Below are 17,560 nucleotides of genomic sequence, written 5' to 3' on the forward strand. Positions count from 1 at the left end.
CCGCTAGCCGGCGGCGGCCGGGGCGATCCGGGCGCGATCCTGCGGCCGGTACACCGTGTCGAGAACCGTCTCGCAGTGGAGCCGGACGCGGGCGTGGCACTCGCAGGCTGCGGCCGCCACCGCCGGCCGGTCGACAACGGTGATGCGGCCGCGTCCGACCCGGATGAGACCCTGGTCCTGCAGTGTCCGCAGGATGCGCGTCAGGTAGGTGCGCTGGACGCCGAGCATCGCGGCCAGCACCTCGTGGGTGATTGGCAGGGTATCGTCCTGCAGCCGGTCCTGGAGCGTCAGCAGCCAGCGCAGGCAGCGCTGCTCGATCGGGTGCAGGGCGTTGCACGCGGCCGTCTGCAGGAGTTGGACCAGGAAACAATCGGCGTAGCGCGCGAACAGGTCGCGGAGCGTGGCGGATTGAGCGACCAGCTCTTGGAGGCGGCCGATGTCGAGCCGCAGCATCGGACCGCCGACCTGCACCATCGCGGTTGCGGAGGCCGGAACCCGTCCCTGGCTCACGATCCCGCCGACGGCGCCCTCGTGGCCGATGGTGGCCGTCTCGGCGGTTCGCCCATCCCGCGTGATGATGACCAGCGCGATGATGGCGTGATCGCAGGGAAAGGTGACGTGCGTCACCTCATGTCCCGTCTCGAACACGGTCGCCGCCTTGGCGTAGGACACCGCTTCGAGATGGGGAGCCATCAGCGCCCGGTCGGCGCTTGTGAGCGAGTCGAGGAGCAGGTTGCCCGTGGGGGCGGCACTGTCGATGAGCATCGGCGGCGACGGGGTCCCGGAGAGAGGCTCCGGACAGGATCCTCACCGGCTCACCGCGTCGGCGTCCGGACCCCTCATGACTACCAAGCGCGCCGCGCCGCCGAACTAACCTGGGTTTATTTCCATAAGCCGAGTCTACTTGTCCGTGCATAGGCCCTGTTCGGAGAGGCGCTTGTGCTCCCGGGGATCGCAGTCGGTCGACAGGAACGACGCCCAGTCGGACGGAGTGCCGTAGAAGGCGTTACGGTCGACATCGCCCTGCACGCCGGGGACCCGGCCTGTCGAGGTGAACTGCCACAGCATCCACTTACGGTTGACGAACCGCTGTTCAGGCTCGGCCGCGGTCGAGCGCAGCCAGTGCGGGTAATCGGGCAGCTCGCCTTCGAGCACGTCCTTGTGGAAGGTGATGTCGGTGTAGATGATCGGGCGCTTGCCGGTGTAGCGCTCCATCTCCTCCAGCATCTCGGTGACCATCGCCAGGGCCTGGGCCTTGGGCAGCTTCTTCGGACAAGTCTGCGAATGGCCGTTCCACTCGACGTCGAGCACCGGCGGGAGCGCGGCGGGATCGTTCGGCACGTTGCGCTTGAACCACTCCATCTGTTCCCGGGCGGAGCGGCACCAGAACACGAAGTGATAGGCCCCCCGCGGCACGCCGGCCCGGGCCGCGCCGTCCCAGTTGGTCCGGAAGCGCTCGTCGACGTGGTCGCCGCCCTCGGTCGCCTTGATGAACGCGAACTGGGTACCGGCCGCCCGGACCGAAGCCCAGTCGACGTTGCCCTGCCATTTCGAGATATCGATGCCCTGGATCGGATGGAGCTTGGCCTTGGCCACGCCCGGATGGGGCTTGGTATCCCCTTTCGTGGGGTAGAAATCGTTGTTCGACGCGCAGGCGGCGAGGCCGGCAAGGATCGCGGCAGCGGCGAACCGCCCGGCGAGCCGGCGGACCGCCCTGAGGCGGCCGTTCGGCGCCCGGGTGAAGTCCTGGGACAGAGACCGCGAAAGCTTCGAAACTCGCGTCATCAGTGCTCAGCCCGCCACCGAAAGAGCGCCACAGACAGGCGTATTCGATGGCCCCGGCGCGGTTAACGGAGCTTTGCGATCATTGCGGCGGAATTCCGAGATGCGTTGCAACGCCGCGACATAGACCGGGGATCCCCCGCTGTTTCACAGGCAGACATCCGGCTAAGTGTCGGTTCGAAAACGCGAGTCCGGTCACGCCCCCGTGAGCAAGACAATCTTTACCATAGGCTACGAAGGGCTCGATACGGAGCGCCTCGGCGGCGTCCTGAAGTCCGCCGGCGTGGCGGTCCTGGCCGATGTCCGGGCCGTGGCGAATTCGCGCAAGCGCGGCTTCTCGAAGGGCGCGCTCGGGACCTCCCTGACGGAGGCGGGTCTCGGCTACGCACACCTGCGCAGCCTCGGGACGCCCAAATCGGGGCGGCAGGCGGCGCGGGCCGGCGACGCGGCACTGATGCGGCGAATCTACTGCGAAGAGGTGCTCGACACCGCCGCCGGGCAGGCGGCCCTCGACGGGTTGGCCGCCATGGCCGAGGCCGCGCCCATCTGCCTGCTCTGCTTCGAGCGGGATCCGGCGCTGTGCCACAGACGCGTCCTGGCCGAGCGCCTCGCCGGACGGGGCTTCGCCGTCACCGATCTTTTCGGGTGAGCCGCGCGGCGGTCAGTGACCCGGCCGCGGCTGGAGCCGGACTCCGAAGGCCCCGGCGAGCCGCCGCACCGGGCCCAGCGCGGCGCCGAGGCGCGTCGGCGCGATCTTGCGGGGGACCCGCGGCCGGCGGTCCGCATCGGCGACCGGCTCGACGGGCATGTAAAGCGCCTCGAAGAAGGAGAGTTCGAGGAGCGGCGCGCCCGCCTCGTCGGTGATCACCATCGTCGCGCCGAGCAGCCGCGGGTCGCCGCCGTGCTGGCGCATCAGGCCCTGGACGATGATGCGCGCCGCGGCGTGGGCGGCGTCGGCATCCGCGACCCACTGCGCTGCCGACGCGGGTAGGGAGACGCCGTCGAGGCGGATGGTGAAATGCGCGTGAACCATGGGGGCTCCTCGGGAGGGCCGTGTCCGAGCGTCAGGCGGCCTGGGCGCCGTCGAGGGCGTCGGCCTTCTCGGGCGCCGATTTCGGATCGGCCGATTTCGGATCGAACGCGTCGGCCAGGAGGCCGAGGCGGCGCGCCATGTCCCGGACCTCGTTGAGGGCGATCGACTTCTGACCTTCCTTCACCGCACGGGTGATGTCGCTGACCTGATGGGTGGCGATCCGCTTCAGTTCGTCGGCGAGCTGCTGGCTGGTCATCATCGTGTCCGGGCCCGGATTTCGATCGGAGCGCCGACCCTGGTGCGCGGGCGCTTACCAAGGCGTTTCGCAACGCGGCGAGACCTGTGGACAAGGTGGGGAAAGGGGCGCCTCTGGCTGTGGCCAGACGTCTCGAGGCGGCGCGCCGCCACGATGGACACGGGGTTCTCTCCGGATCGTCCCTGCGAGGTCGGCCCTGAAATCTGGAAACCGCAATGCCGCCCTGGCGATTGACCGCCAGCGTGCCGGTACGGAGCGAGACTCACAGACCGGTATCCCCTGTGGGACCGCGCTCGCGGCCTCATCGCCTCGAAGCCGGGATTGTCGCAGCGACTGGCCGATTCGTTGCGAGGGCGAATCGAACCGATCATCCGGGTAGGACCATGGACACGACGCCCCTCAGCCCGACCGCGTTCCGATCCCCCGCGGTGCTGCTCTCCGGCCCGGTCGACTACGACATGTACCGGAACTTCCGCCGCCAGCTCGACGAAGCCGGCGACCGGGAGATCGTCGTGGTGGAGCTGACGACCCTCGGCGGGGATCCGGAGGTCGCCCGGATGATGGGCGAGGACATCCGTTTCAACAGCGCCATGGACCCGCAGCGGCGCTTCGTCTTCCTCGGCAAGGCCGCGATCTACTCGGCCGGCACCACCGTCATGAGCTTCTTCGCCCGGCCGAACCGCTACCTGACCTGCGGCACCCGGCTGATGATCCACGAGCGCAAGATGAACAAGCAGCTGCAGGTTCAGGGGCCGCTGACCACCTGCGTCGCCTCCGTGCAGGCCACGCTCAACGAGATCCTGTGCTCCATCGCGATCCAGAACGAAGGCTTCTCCAACCTCATCGCGGGCTCGGACGTGACCCTGGACGAGGTGCTCGAGAAGGCGCCCGCCAATTGGTACCTCGAGGCCGAGGAGGCTAAGCGGCGCGGCCTGATCGAGGCGGTGATCTGACCCCACGCGACGCGCCGGGAAGTGACCGAGGCCGCACGATAGGTGAAGAGCGCTATCCCAATCCAGGGCCTGCGCGGCGTTTCCCGGACAGCCGAGCCACGGGCCCTGCGGTCCGAACTGGCGCGTGCGGGCATCGCGCGCGCGGCACGGCGCGATTCGCGCTGGCAGCTGACGGCCCCGAGCACCGACATCACAAGCCGCGCGGCAGCGCTGCTTCGTGCGTCCGGGACGGAGGGCGGTGCCGACCGCGTCTGTCCTGTGGCGGCGGGTCCGTCCGAAGCTCCGGCTATGCGGGCGCCTCAGGCCGCATCCACCTGCAGCACCGTGCCGCTGATCCCGGTGACGCGCACCCGGTCCCCCGCCGGCAGGTCCGGACCGGCGATCCGCCAGAGCGTATCGTCGAAGCGGATGCGCCCCGCGCCCTGGACGATCGGTTCCTCGAGCACGCCCTCGCGCCCGATCAGGCCGCGATCGGCACGGTTGAGGTGGGGCTTCGCCGGCCCGCCGCGCCGGTGCAGCCGGCTCGCGAGGCCCACCAGGGCGACAGCGAGGCCGGCGAACAGAAGGGTCTGGCCCTGCCAGGGTATCGGCAGCGCCGCGGTCGCGAGACCGGTCGCGAGGGCGGCCAGGCCGAGCCAGATCAGGAACACGCCCGGCACCAGGATCTCGGCGCCCGCCAGGACGAGGCCGGCAATGACCCACACCCAGGCGGCCCCGAGAGCATCGACGGCCGCGAAGACGGAGGCGAGGGTCATCGGAGTCAGGCCCGCGGCGGCGCGACGTTGGGCGGGGTCCCCGCGCGACGGGGCGCCGCCGCCCCGTCGCCGAACACCGTGCGGGTGAGTTCGCCGATGCCGCCGAGCGTCCCGGCCAGCGCCGCCGCCTCGATCGGCACCACGACCACCCGCTGGTTGGGCGCCGTGGCGATCGCCCGCACGGCATCGACGTACTTCTCCGCCACGAGGAAGTTGGCAGCCGCGATGTCGCCCTCGGCGATCGCCCGGCTCACCATCCCGGTCGCCGCTGCCTCGGCCTCGGCGGAGCGCTCCCGCGCTTCCGCATCGCGGAACGCCGCCTCGCGGCGGCCTTCCGCCTCGAGAATTGCCGACTGCTTGCGCCCTTCCGCCCGCAGGATCTCGGCGGCGCGCTGCCCCTCGGCCTCCAGGATCGAGGCCCGCTTCTCGCGCTCGGCCTTCATCTGGCGGGCCATGGCCCCCGCGAGATCGGACGGGAGCACGATGTCCTTGATCTCGATCCGGTTGATCTTGACCCCCCAGGGCGAGGCGGCGGCATCCATCACGCGCAGCAGCCGCTCGTTGATCTCGTCGCGGTGCGCCAGCAGCTGGTCCAGATCCATCGAGCCGACCACGGTGCGGATGTTGGTCATGGTCAGCGTCGTGGCGGCGAGGTCGAGGCTCGACACCTCGTAGGAGGCGCGCGCCGCGTCGAGCACTTGGTAGAACACCACCGCGTCAATGGTCACGCCGGCATTGTCGCGGGTGAAGGCCTGCTGGCTCGGCACGTCGATCACCTGCTCCATCACGTTGACCCGGCGGCCGACGCGCTCGATGAACGGCGTGATCAGGCCGAGGCCGGCGTCAAGGCTGCGGGCGTACCGGCCGAAGCGCTCCACCGTGTAGACGTAGCCCTGTGGGACGATCTTCACGCCCGCCGCCAGTGTGATGATCGCGAGCGCCGCGACGCCCACGGCGAAGACGCTCAAGCCCACCGGCAGACCCATCGACGCCCCCATCGACGCTCCCTCCGCGCGCCGCACCGCATAGGACCGGCGGCGAGGCCACTGCTTAGCAGCTCGGGGCAGCGGCCGCGACCGTGCGGCTCAGACGCGCACCCGGGATACCGGCCGGGACCGCCGCGCTTCCCGGTCGGCGGAGCTGAGTCTGGGTGAACAATCCCCTGTCGGGACCGATCATCATCGGTTCAGGCCGCCGAGCTTACGACGTCGGCAAGCGTCGCGCCTGTCGTCGCTCCGACTGCCTCAACGCAACGCTTGTTGAAGAAACAATCGGCATGATGTCCGCCACCCGCACCGCGGAAAGAAGTCCTTTCTCACCGCTGCGGGCGGCAGAAATCCCCAACCAACCGGATTCGGTGCGCGCGTGAAGATCGCTGTCCTCGCACATCTGAAGTACCCGATCGGCCAGCCCTACGCGGGCGGCCTGGAGATGCACACGCATCTCCTCACCGTCGCTCTGAAGCGGCACGGGCATGATGTGACGCTGTTCGCCAGCCGCGGCTCCGACCCGGCACTCGATCCCGTGATGCTGTGCGACCCCACGGGCGACGCCCTCCTGGATCCGGACCGCGAGGCGGCAATCGACCGCGCGGAGGAGGACGCCTATCGGCGGATGATGGAGCTTGTCGCCGCCGGAGGCTTCGACCTCGTCCACAACAATTCGCTGCATGCCCTGCCCCTGCGGGAAAGCGGCCGGCTCGGCCTGCCCTGGATCACGGTGCTGCACACGCCGCCCTTCGAATCCCTCGTCGGGGGAATCGTGCAGGCCGATCCCGACATGGCGTTCCTCGCGGTCTCGCCGTCCCTGGCACAGGAATGGGCGCCTCTGGTGCCCGGCGCGCAGGTGGTCGACAACGGCGTCGATCTCTCGACCTTCGCCTACGCGGACAGGGCCGACGCGCCGCCATTCGCCTTCTGGTCCGGCCGGATCGTGCCCGAGAAGGGGCTTCACCTCGCCATCGACGCCGCCCGCGCCGCCGGGCTGCCGCTGACCTTCGCGGGGCCCAAGCTCAACCCGGGTTACTGGGAGGCCGAGATCGCCCCACGGCTCGGGCCGGATCTGACGCATCTCGGCCACCTGTCGCACCGGGATCTCGCGCATCATCTCGGCCGTGCCCGGGTGGCGATCGTCTCGCCGCGCTGGGAGGAACCCTTCGGCCTCGTGGTGGCGGAGGCGCTGGCCTGCGGCACGCCGGTAGCGGCCTTCCGCCGGGGCGCCATGCCGGACATTCTCGACACGTCCTGCGGCCGGCTCGCCCGCCCGGACGATCCGCAGGACCTGTCGGTGGCGATCCGCGAGGCCGCCGGTCTGTCGCGCCGGGCCTGCCGCAATCGGGCCGAGGCCCTCTACGATGCCGCCGCCATGACCGGTCGCTACCTTGAAGCTTACGAGGCCGTCATCGCGCGCTGCGCCGAGCGGGCGCAGCCCGCCCTGCGCGTCGCCGGGGGGCGGGGCTGAGCGCGCCGCTCCGAGGAGCGTAAAACCCTGCGGGGCCGCCCCTCGCGCTCTCCTCCGCCGTCGGTGACGGTGCCACGGAGATACGACATGACCACTGAAGCCGCCGTCCCGACGCCGACCACTTGCGTCGTCTGCATTCCGGCACGGAACGAGGTTGAGCGCCTGCCGCGCCTGCTTGCCTCGCTGGCCGCGCAGGAGGGCGTCTCCGCTCGGACGCCGCTGCGGGTGGTGGTCCTCGCCAACAACTGCACGGACGGGACCGTCGCGGCCGTCCGCGAGGTCGAGGGCTCGGGCCTCCTCGCGAGCCTCGCGCTGCGGATCATCGACGTGTCCCTCACAGGATCGGAGGCCCATGTCGGCACCGCGCGGCGCATGGCGCTCGATGCCGGGGCCGACTGGCTCGCCGCGGACGGGAACCCGGACGGCATCCTCCTCACCACCGACGCCGATGCCCGCCTCCCGGCCGGCTGGGTCGCGGCCAACCTGCGCGCCCTGCGAGCCGCCGACGTGGTCGGCGGGCGGCTCGTGATCGATGACGACGACGCGGCGGATCCCGATCTCGCGGCCCTGCACGCGCGCATCGAGCGCTACTGGTCCGGGGTCCGGCGCCTGGAGGATATCCTCGACCCGCCGCCGCACGACCCCGCACCCCGTCACGGCGACCATACTGGCGCGAGCCTCGCCCTCCCGGCAGGCCTCTATCGTGCCGTCGGGGGCCTGCCAGCACTGCCCTGCGGCGAGGACAACGCCCTGGTCGGGCTTCTGCGCGCGAACGGTGCCCGCCTGCGCCACTGCCCCGACGTGCAGGTGATGGTCTCGGCCCGCCGCCAGGGCCGGGTGTCGGGCGGCATGGCCACCGAAATGGCCCGCCGCGCCCGCGTCCTCGGCGGCGAGGCCTATGCCCTGCCCGAGGCAGCCCATTGGCAGGCGCTGATCCTGCGCCGGGCGGCGCTGCGCAGGGCCTTCCACCTTGCGCCCGCGGCCCGCGCCGCGGCCTGCGCGCGGCTCGGGCTCGGCGCCGAAGATCTCGCATCCGTCGGCGGTTGCACCAACGACATCGCCTTCGTGGAGGGCGCGGACCGGATCCTCGAATCACGCAGCCCGCCCGCACGGGAATGTCCCCTCGACCAAGCGCTTGCGGACCTCGACACCCTGGCCCTCGCTCTCAGGGACGCGGCGTGACCCGGGGGATCGGCTGGTACGTCCACCATCAGGGCGCGGGCCATCTGCAGCGCGCCCGCTGGGTGGCCGCCGCCCTGCCCCGCCCCTGCACGATCCTCGGCACGCTTGCGGGATTTGATACGGCCGGGCTCGATGTCATCGACCTCCCCGACGATCGCCCCCTCAACGCGGACGCATTCGACGGCCGGGACGGCGAGGCCGAGCGGCCGAACGCCCTGCACTATGCACCCCTGAACCATCCGGGCGTGCGCGCCCGGATGACGCGGATCGCCGACTGGATTCGGCAGACCGAACCGGCGCTCCTGGTGGTGGATGTCTCGGTGGAGGTCGCGCTGCTGGCGCGCCTGCTGTCCGTGCCGACGCTGGTGGTGCGGCTCGCCGGCACCCGCACCGACCAGCCCCATCTCGAAGCCTTCCGCAGCGCGGAGCGGCTGCTCGCGCCTTTCCCCGAGGCGCTCGACGGCATGGTCGTGCCGGACTGGATCCGGGCCAAGACACAGTATGCGGGCTTTCTCGGCGCACCATCTCAGCCGGTCGACGAGGTTGGTCATGACCTCGTTGTGGTGTTCGGCCGCGGCGGCGCGGGCGGCGATCTCGCGGATCTCGCCTCGGCGGCCCGGGCCGTGCCGGACAGGTCCTGGCATGTTCTCGGGCCCGTCACCGGCTCCGGTCAGCTGCCCGAAAATCTACACCTGCACGGCTGGGTCGCCGACGTGGAGACCCGAGTGGCGCGGGCGGCCCTTTTGATTGGCGGCGGCGGCGACGGCCTCGTGGCGCTCGCGGCGGGTCAGGCAAAGCGCTTCATCTGCTTGCCGGAGGATCGGGCTTACGGCGAGCAGACCGATAAAGCGGCAGCGCTGGCACGGCTCGGGGCCGCGATCGTGCATGAGGGCTGGCCCGACGCTTCCGCATGGCCGGAGCTGATCCGGGCCGGCTTGGCGCTCGATCCGTCGGTGATAGGAAAGCTGCACCGCCCGAACGCGGTGGCCGCGTGCGCAGACGCAATCGAAGATCTGGTCGGGCGGCTCGGCGGGCCGTGAGGCCTGCCCGGCCATGACGGAATTGGACGTCGCATCCCGAGACGCGGCGTGCTTAACGAGATCTTTACGAGATCAGGTCGAGCTTCGCCGCCTCGATCCCCTCTGCCCGGATTGAGTCCGGCAGGGCCATGAAGTCGCGGTAACCGGCCTCGCGGGCCATGGCGTCAAGGGCCGTCTGCTCGTCGTCGGCCGCCCCGGTCCAGAGCACGGCACCGCTCTTCTTCTGCTTAATCTGAAAGATGCTCATCCACCCCTCCCCGGACAGGCGAAAGTCCAGCACGCGAATAACGTGTCTATTCCAGGCTGGTTGCAGGTCCAGAATTCTAAATCGCTGCTTCCTTCAGCGTGGCACGACCTGCGGCGTGCGGATCGGGGACGGGCCCGCGCGAACGCGCTATGCTCGCCCGGGATAAGGACCCACGCCATGAAAACGCCGGCCTATGCAGCGAGGGAGTGCGAATACCAGTCGAGCGCCAACTGCGAGGCTCCCGTCGTGAACATCCTCCGTTGGCGCGCGTCGCGCCTCGGCCTCCTATGCGGGCTCGCGTTCCTTGCCGCGGTTCCGGCGCGGGCCGTCGAAACCGCGGCCGTCCCCGACGCCGCGGCCATCGCGCCCGCAGTCACGGTCGTCCCGGCCGCGAACCGCGAGATCGTCGAGCGCGCCGTCGTCACCGGCACGCTCGTGCCCCGGGACGAGGTCCTGGTCTCACCCGAGGTCGAGGGCCTGCGCATCACCGATCTTCTCGTCGAGGAGGGAGACCGCGTCACCAAGGGACAGGTGCTGGCCAAGCTGTCGCTGGAGATGATCGTCACCCAGGAAGCCTCCAACGCGGCGGCGATCGCCAGGGCCGAGGCGGCGATCGTCCAGGCCCAGAGCCAGATCGTCCAGGCGGAGGCGGCCAACGTCGAGGCCAAGCAGGCCCTGGAACGCGCGCAGGCGCTCGCCAAGACCGGCAACGCCACCGCGGCGGTGCTGGAGCAGCGCGTCTCGGCAGCGCAGGGAGCCCAGGGGCGTCTCGCCGCCGCCAGGGGCGGCCTGCAGTCGGCCCAGGCCGACCTCGCCACCGCCCGGGCCGCTGGGGCCGAGATCGCGCTGCGACGGGCTCGTACCGACATCCGCGCCCCCGAGGCCGGGATCGTCAACCGCCGCACGGCACGGGTCGGCGCCACCGCCACCGCGGCAGGCGAGCCCCTGTTCCGTCTGATCGCTCGGGGCGAGATCGAGTTGGAGGGCGAGGTACCCGAGACGTCGCTGGCCCGCCTGCAGGTCGGCAATCCGGCCAGCCTCGACCTCGACGACGGACGAAGGCTCTCCGGAAAGGTGCGCCGGGTCTACCCGGAGGTCGACCGGGCGACGCGGCTCGGCAAGGTGCGCATCCGGCTAGGCGACGACCCGGCCCTGCGCATCGGTGCCTTCGCCCGCGGCAACGTCGAGGTGGCGCGCCGCACGGGGGTCGCCGTACCGGTTTCGAGCCTGCTCTACGCCGCCGACGGCCGCGCCAGCGTGCTGGTGGTGAAGGACGGGCGCGTCGAAGCCCGGCCGGTGACCACCGGTCTCTCGGCCGAGGGCTTCACGGAGATTCGCGCGGGCGTCGCGGCCGGCGAGAGCGTCGTCGCCCGGGCCGGCAGCTTCCTGCGCGACGGCGATCGGGTGCGCGCCGTGCCGTCGGCCGTGAGCACGCCGATGGCCGACGCGGCCCCGCGGTAGGACCGAGCCATGCGCCTCAACGTCTCCGCCTGGGCGATCCGGAAGCCCCTGCCCTCGGTGGTGCTGTTCCTCGTCCTGATGATCCTGGGGCTCGTGAGCTTCCGCGCCCTGCCGATCACGCGGTTTCCCAACATCGACATCCCGATCGTCTCCGTGACGATCACCCAGTCCGGCGCCGCGCCGGCCGAGCTCCAGACCCAAGTCACCAAGTGGGTCGAGGATTCGGTCGCCGGCGTGAAGGGCGTCAAGCACATCCTCTCGACCATCACCGAGGGCACCTCCACCACCACGATCGAGTTCCGCCTGGAGGTGAACCAGGATCGGGCGACCAACGACGTCAAGGACGCCATCGCCAAGATCCGCCAGAACCTGCCGCGCACGATCGACGAGCCGATCGTCTCCCGCGTGGAGATCGCCGGCCTGCCGATCATGATCTACGGCGCCTCCGCACCCGCTATGACGCCCGAGGACCTGTCGTGGTTCGTGGACGACGTGGTCGCCCGCGGCCTGCAGAGCGTGAAGGGGGTCGGCGGCGTCGAGCGCCTCGGCGGCGTCGCCCGGGAGATCCGCGTCACCCTGAAGCCCGACCGGTTGCTGGCGCTGGGCATCACCGCCGCGGACGTGAACCGGCAGCTCCGCCTGACCTCCGCCGACATGGCCGGCGGCCGCGCCGAGGTCGGCGGCCAGGAACAGTCGATCCGGGCGCTCGCCGCCTCGGCGAGCCTCGAGACGCTGGCCAAGACCTCCATCGTGGTGCCGGGCAACCGCAAGGTCCGGCTCGACGAACTCGCGACCCTCGCCGACACCGCCGAGGAGCCCCGCACCTTCGCGCGCTTCAACGGCGAGCCGGTGGTCGCCTTCGCGATCTCCCGCGCCAGCGGCGCCAGCGACGCCGACGTGTCGATGGGCGTCGCCAAGAAGATCGCGGCCCTGCACGCGGCCAATCCTGACGTGCGCTTCGACCTGATCGATACCAGCGTCGACAACACCATCGGCAATTATCACTCGGCCATGATGGGCCTGATCGAGGGCGCCGCCCTGGCGGTCGTCGTGGTGCTGCTGTTCCTGCGCGACTGGCGCGCGACGCTGATCGCCGCGGTGGCCCTGCCCCTCTCGGTGCTGCCGACCTTCTGGGTGATGAGCGCGCTCGGATTCTCGCTGAACGCCGTGAGCCTGCTGGCGATCACGCTCGTCACCGGCATCCTGGTGGACGACGCGATCGTGGAGATCGAGAACATCGTCCGCCACATGCGCATGGGGAAGTCGCCCTATCGCGCGTCCCTCGAAGCCGCCGACGAGATCGGGCTCGCGGTCATCGCCATCACGGCGACGATCATCGCGATCTTCTCGCCGGTCTCCTTCATGGGCGGCATCGCCGGCCAGTACTTCAAGCAGTTCGGCCTGACCATCGCGGCGGCGGTGTTCATGTCGCTGCTCGTCGCGCGGCTGATCACGCCGCTGCTCGCTGCCTACTTCCTGCGCGACCACGGTCCGGACCACGAGCGCGACGGCGTCGTGATGCGCGGCTACACCCGCCTCGTGGCGTGGTCGGTCCGGCACAAGTTCATCACGCTGGTGCTCGGCATCGCGTGCTTCGCCGCCTCCATCGCCTCGACGGGCCTGCTGCCCGCGGGCTTCCTGCCGGCCGAGGACCAGGCCCGCACGCTGTTCGTAGTCGAGCTGCCGCCCGGCGCCCGCCTGCCGGACACCGTCCAGGTCTCGGACCGGATCGTCGACAAGATCCGCGCGCTGCCCGAGGTGAAGAGCGTGTTCGTGGACGGCGGCCGCCAGCTTCCGGCCAAGAAGGAGGTGCGGCTCGCGAGCCTCACCATCAATCTCACCCCGAAGAACACCCGCCACCGCACCCAGAAGCAGGTCGACGCCGAGGTGGCGGCGATCCTCAGGGAGGAGCCGGACCTGCGTTTCTGGGCGCTCCGCGAGGGCGGGCAGCGCGACCTCGCCCTCATCATCGCCGGCCCCGACAAGGCCGTGGTGGCCGAGGTCGCCGCCAAGCTCCAGCGCGAGGCGCAGCAGGTCCCGCACCTCGTCAACGTCATGTCGACGGCGCCGCTGGATCGGACCGAAGTCCGGATCCGGCCGAAGCCCGGGGTGGCGGCCGATCTCGGCGTCTCGACCGACACGATCGCCGAGACCGTGCGGGTCGGGACGATCGGCGACATCGGCATGAACCTCGCCAAGTTCAACGCCACCGACCGGCAGATCCCGATCCGCGTGCAACTCCCCGAGAGCCTGCGCGGGCGGCTCTCCGACCTCGAGACCCTGAAGGTGCCGGTGAAGGGCGGCACGGCCGTGCCCCTCGCGACCGTGGCCGATATCAGCCTGGGTCAGGGGCCGACCGGCATCGACCGCTACGACCGGGCCGTGCGCGTCGCCCTCGAGGGCGACATGCAGGGCACCGACGCCCTGGCCGAGCTGATCTCCAAGGTCATGAACCTGCCGACGGCGAAGAACCTGCCGCCGGGCGTCACGATCAGCCAGACCGGTGATGCCGAGGTGATGGGCGAGGTGTTCGAGGGCTTCGCACTGGCCATGGGCGCCGGCCTGATGATGGTCTTCGGCGTGCTGATCCTGCTGTTCGGCAACTTCCTGCAGCCGCTGACCATCCTGTTCTCGCTGCCGCTCTCCATTGGCGGCGCGATCCTGGCGCTCCTGATCTGCCACATGCCGATCTCGATGCCGGTGGTGATCGGCATCCTGATGCTGATGGGCGTCGTGACCAAGAACGCCATCATGCTGGTGGATTTCGCCGTGGAGCAGATCCACGCGGGCGTCGACCGGACCGTCGCCATCGTCGATGCGGGCCGCAAGCGCGCCCGGCCGATCGTGATGACCACCATCGCCATGGCAGCCGGCATGGTCCCCTCCGCGATGGCCTTCGGGATCGGCGGCGAGTTCCGCTCGCCCATGGCGGTGGCGGTGATCGGCGGGCTGATCGTGTCGACCGTGCTGTCCCTGGTCTTCGTGCCGGCGATCTTCGTGCTGATGGACGACCTGTCGCGTCTGCTGAAGCGCCTGTTCGGCCGCTTCGTGGGCGAGCGCGACGATCCGGAGGATGCGCCCGCCTTCGATTCGGGGCATCCGGCCAATGACGGCCGTCCGGCGCCGCCGCGGGTCGCCGCGGAGTAGGACCAAATCGGCGGCGCGCATTGCGCGGCGCGGCACGATGGGCTGTGACTGAGCCCCGTCGAATCAACGGAGACGCGCGGAACGATGTCGGGTGGTCACGGGGCGGTCGAGGGGTCCAACAAGCGCGTGGCGCTGCTGATCTCGGTGCTGGCGCTGTTCCTCGCCTTCAGCGAGACGCTGGGCAAGGCATCCCAGACGGATTCGATCGGCGCCAACGTCGAGGCCGCGAACCAGTGGGCCTATTTCCAGGCCCGCACGATCCGCTCGACGGTCCTCAAGACCGCCGACGAGGCGTTGGCGCTGCTGCCGCCGGGTCCGAACCAGGATGCGATCGCGGCCAAGCGCGCCGAATGGGCCAAGACCCTGGCGCGATGGGATTCCGAGCCCTCCACCGGCGAGGGTCGCAAGGAACTGTCCGAGAAGGCCCGGGTCTCGGAGGGCCGGCGCGACCTCGCGCTGCTGCGCTACCACCATTACGAGCTGGCCTCGGCGGCCTTCCAGATCGGCATCGTCTTGGCTTCGGCCGAGGTGATCACCGGCATCAGCCTGCTGGTCTTCGCCGGTGGCTTCCTGGGGCTGGCCGGGGCGGCGCTCCTCGGCTTCGGCTACCTCGCGCCGCACGCGCTGCCGTTCTTCCACTGAGCGGCCTCAGCCGCCGGGAGCGACGTAACGCCACCCCCGATCCCGATCCCTTGAAGCTGCGCGTCGCCGGACTGGACGCGCGGATCGGAAGCTGATCGTTTCGGCACATTCCAGGGGGGAATGATGTCGGAACACTCAGAAGACCAGGGTCGCCTGACGAAGATCGCCAGCGCGATCTTCCTGCACACCGAGCACGCGATCTACGCGGCGCTCGGCATCCTGCTGGCGCTGACAGCCCTCGTGGCGCTGATCGAAGCCGCCGGCATGACTTGGGAGGCGATGAAGGCGCTCGGCGGCGCGCAGCAGATCCTGGAGGTGATCGACCGGCTGCTGTTCCTGCTGATGCTGATCGAGATCCTGCATACGGTCAGGGTCTCGATGCGGTCGGGAACGCTGACCTGCGAGCCGTTCCTCATCGTCGGGCTGATCGCCTCGATCCGGCGGGTGCTGGTGATCACGCTGCAATCCTCGGAGATCATGCACGCCAAGGACTGGTCGCCCGAGAAGCAGGCCCTCTTCCAGGCGTCGATGATCGAGCTCGGCGTGCTGGCGGGTCTGATCCTCACGATGGTCTTCGCGATCTTCCTGCTGCACCGCGCCCGCGATGACGGCAAGCCCGCGGGCGAGGAGAAGCCCGACGACGACGCCTGACGCCGGCGCGCCAGGAGGCCGACGCCTCCAGGGGGCGTGGCCGCGCGCAGCCCGCGTGCTCGCGGACGGCGCCGCCTGCCGGCGGCGACCCGCGTCCGCGCGTGCCGAGGGCCGGTTCCCAGCTCAATTCATCCGCAGGATCGCCGCGTTGAGGAGCGTCGCGAAGGCCACCCAGGCCGCGTAGGGAACGAGGAGCCAGCCGGCGACCCGGTCGAACCGCCATGTCAGCCGGATCGTCCAGAGGACCATCACCAGCAGCATCGCCACCACGATCAGCCCGGCGCCGATCGCGTGGGCGGTGAAGAAGACCGGCGTCCAGGCGGCGTTCAGGGCGAGTTGCACAAGGAAAGCGGCCAGCGCGAGCCACCAGCCTTCGCGGCTCGGCCCGGTCCGCGGCATGGCGCCGAGCAGCCGCCAGAGCGCGACCGCGATCATCGTGTAGAGGATCGTCCACGCGACCGGGAAAACCCAGTTCGGCGGGTTGAACACCGGTTTGTTCAGCCCTGCGTACCAGCCCGGGATCTCGGCCTGCGTCGCCACAGATCCGACAGCCGCGGTGGCCGCCACCGGCAGGATCGCGGCGGCGAGCCGCAGCCAGCGCGGCATGGGCGATCGTCCGGGGACTTGTGTCGCGGCGGTCATGGTCGTCCGTCTCCCCGAGACGCGGGTTGGGTGGGGTCGTGGCTTGTCGGGGCCCACGCGCCGTGGCACGCGCCCGTCTCCATCCGCCGAGATTCGCCAGATGTCACAGCCTAACGCGCCGCAGGGGCCGTCGGATACCCGAGTCGAGGCGGCGCCGCATCTGACGCGCCGCAGCCTCGCCGCGCAGGCGATGGGCCGGATCGAGCCCGAGACCCGGGCGGTGGTGATGCCGCTCCACGTCTCCACCACCTTCCTCCGAGATCCCGACAACGGCTACAGTTCGGGCTACAGCTACGCGCGGCCCGACAATGCCACGGTGCGGGAAGCCGAATCCGTCCTGGCGATGCTCGAGGGCGCGGAAGCGGGCGCCCTGCTGTTCGGGTCCGGGATGGCGGCAGCGACCGCGGTGTTCGGCGCCCTGGAGCCCGGCGACCACGTGGTCGCCGGCACGGTCATGTACTGGGCGCTGAAGCGCTGGCTGCGCGAGGAGGCGCCTCGGCGCGGGCTGACCCTCACCGTCGTGGAGACGGACGATCTCGGCGCCCTGCGCGCCGCGATGCAGCCCGGCCGGACCAAGCTCGTGTGGATCGAGACCCCCGGCAATCCGCTCTGGACGATCACCGACATCGCCGCTGCGGCTGAGATCGCCCACGCGGCTGGCGCGCGGCTCGCGGTCGACTCCACCGCCGCGTCGCCGGTGCATACGCGCCCCCTCGAACTCGGCGCCGACATCGTAATGCACTCGGCCACCAAGATCCTGAACGGTCATTCCGACGTGGTGGCGGGCGTGCTGGCGGGCGGACGGGCGGACGCGTTCTGGGAGCGGGTCCGCGGGATCCGAGCCGGCAGCGGCGGCATCCTGGGTCCGTTCGAGGCCTACCTGTTGATGCGGTCGCTCCGCACCCTGCACCTGCGCGCGGCAGCGCAGGCGGCGGGCGCCCAGCGGCTCGCCGAGCGCCTGAGCGGACACCCGCACGTGACCCACGTTCTCTATCCGGGGCTTCCGGACGATCCCGGGCACGCGCTGGCCCGCCGCCAGATGCGGGACGGGTTCGGCTTCATGCTGTCGATCCGGGTCGCGGGCGGCGAGGCCGGCGCTGTCGACACGGCGGCGCGGGTGCGGCTGTGGAAGCGGGCGACCTCCCTCGGCGGCGTCGAGAGCCTGATCGAGCACCGCGCTTCGGTGGAAGGTCCGGGCAGTCCCTGCCCGCCGGACCTGCTGCGCCTGTCCGCCGGCATCGAGGACATCGACGATCTGCACGACGACCTCGATTGCGCCCTGCGCGGCGCGCATTCGGCCCCCTGAACG

Annotated in this window: 19 protein-coding genes; 11 read left to right on the plus strand and 8 right to left on the minus strand. The window is 70.6% G+C overall.

Features of this window, described 5'->3' with window-relative positions:
* Positions 1-3: 3 nt before the first annotated feature.
* Together MMSR116_RS03175 and MMSR116_RS03180 are read right to left on the minus strand one after the other, a co-directional pair.
* Positions 4-765 carry a Crp/Fnr family transcriptional regulator gene (locus MMSR116_RS03175; protein WP_010683782.1) on the minus strand — a complete coding sequence of 254 codons (762 nt, stop codon included), beginning with the start codon at positions 763-765 and terminating at the stop codon, positions 4-6.
* Between the two features lie 135 nt (positions 766-900).
* A complete protein-coding gene (locus MMSR116_RS03180; protein ID WP_010683781.1) occupies positions 901-1,785 on the minus strand; it encodes a glycoside hydrolase family 25 protein in 885 nt (294 codons plus the stop codon).
* A gap of 202 nt (positions 1,786-1,987) precedes the next feature.
* On the opposite strand from MMSR116_RS03180, the gene MMSR116_RS03185 reads away from it, so the two are divergent.
* Entirely contained in the window at positions 1,988-2,431 is a 444-nt protein-coding gene (locus tag MMSR116_RS03185) for a DUF488 domain-containing protein (RefSeq protein WP_010683780.1), read from the plus strand.
* 12 nt (positions 2,432-2,443) lie between these two features.
* On the opposite strand, the gene MMSR116_RS03190 is transcribed toward MMSR116_RS03185, so the two are convergent.
* On the minus strand, positions 2,444-2,815 hold the full coding sequence (locus MMSR116_RS03190) for a DUF6894 family protein (protein ID WP_010683779.1): 372 nt from the start codon (positions 2,813-2,815) through the stop codon (positions 2,444-2,446).
* 31 nt (positions 2,816-2,846) lie between these two features.
* On the minus strand, positions 2,847-3,071 hold the full coding sequence (locus MMSR116_RS03195; RefSeq protein ID WP_010683778.1) for a hypothetical protein: 225 nt from the start codon (positions 3,069-3,071) through the stop codon (positions 2,847-2,849).
* 383 nt (positions 3,072-3,454) lie between these two features.
* Between MMSR116_RS03195 and MMSR116_RS03200 the strand changes: the two genes are divergently transcribed.
* On the plus strand, positions 3,455-4,024 hold the full coding sequence (locus MMSR116_RS03200) for a ClpP family protease (protein WP_010683777.1): 570 nt from the start codon (positions 3,455-3,457) through the stop codon (positions 4,022-4,024).
* Positions 4,025-4,323: 299 nt separating this feature from the next.
* Here MMSR116_RS03200 and MMSR116_RS03205 read toward each other — a convergent pair whose 3' ends face one another.
* Together MMSR116_RS03205 and MMSR116_RS03210 are read right to left on the minus strand one after the other, a co-directional pair.
* Entirely contained in the window at positions 4,324-4,779 is a 456-nt protein-coding gene (locus MMSR116_RS03205) for an NfeD family protein (protein ID WP_010683776.1), read from the minus strand.
* 5 nt (positions 4,780-4,784) lie between these two features.
* Positions 4,785-5,765, minus strand: coding sequence for an SPFH domain-containing protein (locus tag MMSR116_RS03210; protein WP_039893114.1), 981 nt, complete (start codon positions 5,763-5,765; stop codon positions 4,785-4,787).
* Positions 5,766-5,929: 164 nt separating this feature from the next.
* On the opposite strand from MMSR116_RS03210, the gene MMSR116_RS03215 reads away from it, so the two are divergent.
* The 4 genes from MMSR116_RS03215 (at position 5,930) to MMSR116_RS03230 (ending at position 9,461) form a co-directional block, all read left to right on the plus strand.
* Positions 5,930-6,148 carry a hypothetical protein gene (locus MMSR116_RS03215; protein ID WP_158168504.1) on the plus strand — a complete coding sequence of 73 codons (219 nt, stop codon included), beginning with the start codon at positions 5,930-5,932 and terminating at the stop codon, positions 6,146-6,148.
* Complete coding sequence (locus tag MMSR116_RS03220; RefSeq protein WP_010683773.1) at positions 6,145-7,239, plus strand: glycosyltransferase family 4 protein; 1,095 nt, start codon at positions 6,145-6,147, stop codon at positions 7,237-7,239. The genes MMSR116_RS03215 and MMSR116_RS03220 overlap by 4 nt, the downstream gene beginning before the upstream one ends.
* Before the next feature lie 87 nt (positions 7,240-7,326).
* A complete protein-coding gene (locus tag MMSR116_RS03225; protein ID WP_010683772.1) occupies positions 7,327-8,421 on the plus strand; it encodes a glycosyltransferase in 1,095 nt (364 codons plus the stop codon).
* Entirely contained in the window at positions 8,418-9,461 is a 1,044-nt protein-coding gene (locus MMSR116_RS03230) for a hypothetical protein (RefSeq protein WP_010683771.1), read from the plus strand. Before MMSR116_RS03225 ends, MMSR116_RS03230 begins: the two co-directional genes overlap by 4 nt.
* A 64-nt stretch (positions 9,462-9,525) precedes the next feature.
* On the opposite strand, the gene MMSR116_RS03235 is transcribed toward MMSR116_RS03230, so the two are convergent.
* Complete coding sequence (locus MMSR116_RS03235) at positions 9,526-9,708, minus strand: hypothetical protein (RefSeq protein WP_010683770.1); 183 nt, start codon at positions 9,706-9,708, stop codon at positions 9,526-9,528.
* Between the two features lie 177 nt (positions 9,709-9,885).
* Here MMSR116_RS03235 and MMSR116_RS03240 point away from each other — a divergent pair, with 177 nt between their 5' ends.
* The 4 genes from MMSR116_RS03240 to MMSR116_RS03255 all read left to right on the plus strand — a co-directional run bounded on the left by MMSR116_RS03240 (position 9,886) and on the right by MMSR116_RS03255 (position 15,609).
* Positions 9,886-11,169 carry an efflux RND transporter periplasmic adaptor subunit gene (locus MMSR116_RS03240; RefSeq protein WP_010683769.1) on the plus strand — a complete coding sequence of 428 codons (1,284 nt, stop codon included), beginning with the start codon at positions 9,886-9,888 and terminating at the stop codon, positions 11,167-11,169.
* A 9-nt stretch (positions 11,170-11,178) separates the two neighbouring features.
* Positions 11,179-14,316, plus strand: a complete 3,138-nt coding sequence (locus MMSR116_RS03245) for an efflux RND transporter permease subunit (protein ID WP_010683768.1) — start codon at positions 11,179-11,181, stop codon at positions 14,314-14,316.
* 84 nt (positions 14,317-14,400) lie between these two features.
* A complete protein-coding gene (locus MMSR116_RS03250) occupies positions 14,401-14,958 on the plus strand; it encodes a DUF4337 domain-containing protein (RefSeq protein ID WP_010683767.1) in 558 nt (185 codons plus the stop codon).
* A gap of 123 nt (positions 14,959-15,081) precedes the next feature.
* The gene (locus tag MMSR116_RS03255; RefSeq protein WP_010683766.1) at positions 15,082-15,609 is read left to right on the plus strand and encodes a phosphate-starvation-inducible PsiE family protein; all 528 of its coding nucleotides are present in this window, start codon (positions 15,082-15,084) and stop codon (positions 15,607-15,609) included.
* Positions 15,610-15,732: 123 nt separating this feature from the next.
* Here the strand turns inward: MMSR116_RS03255 and MMSR116_RS03260 are convergent, their stop codons facing one another.
* The gene (locus MMSR116_RS03260; protein ID WP_010683765.1) at positions 15,733-16,251 is read right to left on the minus strand and encodes a TspO/MBR family protein; all 519 of its coding nucleotides are present in this window, start codon (positions 16,249-16,251) and stop codon (positions 15,733-15,735) included.
* Positions 16,252-16,351: 100 nt separating this feature from the next.
* On the opposite strand from MMSR116_RS03260, the gene MMSR116_RS03265 reads away from it, so the two are divergent.
* Positions 16,352-17,557 (plus strand): trans-sulfuration enzyme family protein, encoded by a 1,206-nt coding sequence (locus tag MMSR116_RS03265; RefSeq protein WP_010683764.1) that lies wholly within the window; start codon positions 16,352-16,354, stop codon positions 17,555-17,557.
* Positions 17,558-17,560 lie beyond the last annotated feature (3 nt).

Source organism: Methylobacterium mesophilicum SR1.6/6 (genome assembly GCF_000364445.2).
GTDB lineage: Bacteria > Pseudomonadota > Alphaproteobacteria > Rhizobiales > Beijerinckiaceae > Methylobacterium > Methylobacterium mesophilicum_A.

Coding starts and splice junctions, on each gene's coding strand:
- MMSR116_RS03265 (WP_010683764.1), top strand. CDS start 16,352: ATGTCACAGCCTAACGCGCCGCAGGGGCCGTCGGATACCCGAGTCGAG.
- MMSR116_RS03180 (WP_010683781.1), bottom strand. CDS start 1,785: ATGACGCGAGTTTCGAAGCTTTCGCGGTCTCTGTCCCAGGACTTCACC.
- MMSR116_RS03235 (WP_010683770.1), bottom strand. CDS start 9,708: ATGAGCATCTTTCAGATTAAGCAGAAGAAGAGCGGTGCCGTGCTCTGG.
- MMSR116_RS03245 (WP_010683768.1), top strand. CDS start 11,179: ATGCGCCTCAACGTCTCCGCCTGGGCGATCCGGAAGCCCCTGCCCTCG.
- MMSR116_RS03240 (WP_010683769.1), top strand. CDS start 9,886: ATGAAAACGCCGGCCTATGCAGCGAGGGAGTGCGAATACCAGTCGAGC.
- MMSR116_RS03250 (WP_010683767.1), top strand. CDS start 14,401: ATGTCGGGTGGTCACGGGGCGGTCGAGGGGTCCAACAAGCGCGTGGCG.
- MMSR116_RS03260 (WP_010683765.1), bottom strand. CDS start 16,251: ATGACCGCCGCGACACAAGTCCCCGGACGATCGCCCATGCCGCGCTGG.
- MMSR116_RS03225 (WP_010683772.1), top strand. CDS start 7,327: ATGACCACTGAAGCCGCCGTCCCGACGCCGACCACTTGCGTCGTCTGC.
- MMSR116_RS03190 (WP_010683779.1), bottom strand. CDS start 2,815: ATGGTTCACGCGCATTTCACCATCCGCCTCGACGGCGTCTCCCTACCC.
- MMSR116_RS03195 (WP_010683778.1), bottom strand. CDS start 3,071: ATGACCAGCCAGCAGCTCGCCGACGAACTGAAGCGGATCGCCACCCAT.
- MMSR116_RS03200 (WP_010683777.1), top strand. CDS start 3,455: ATGGACACGACGCCCCTCAGCCCGACCGCGTTCCGATCCCCCGCGGTG.
- MMSR116_RS03210 (WP_039893114.1), bottom strand. CDS start 5,765: ATGGGTCTGCCGGTGGGCTTGAGCGTCTTCGCCGTGGGCGTCGCGGCG.
- MMSR116_RS03205 (WP_010683776.1), bottom strand. CDS start 4,779: ATGACCCTCGCCTCCGTCTTCGCGGCCGTCGATGCTCTCGGGGCCGCC.
- MMSR116_RS03175 (WP_010683782.1), bottom strand. CDS start 765: ATGCTCATCGACAGTGCCGCCCCCACGGGCAACCTGCTCCTCGACTCG.
- MMSR116_RS03255 (WP_010683766.1), top strand. CDS start 15,082: ATGTCGGAACACTCAGAAGACCAGGGTCGCCTGACGAAGATCGCCAGC.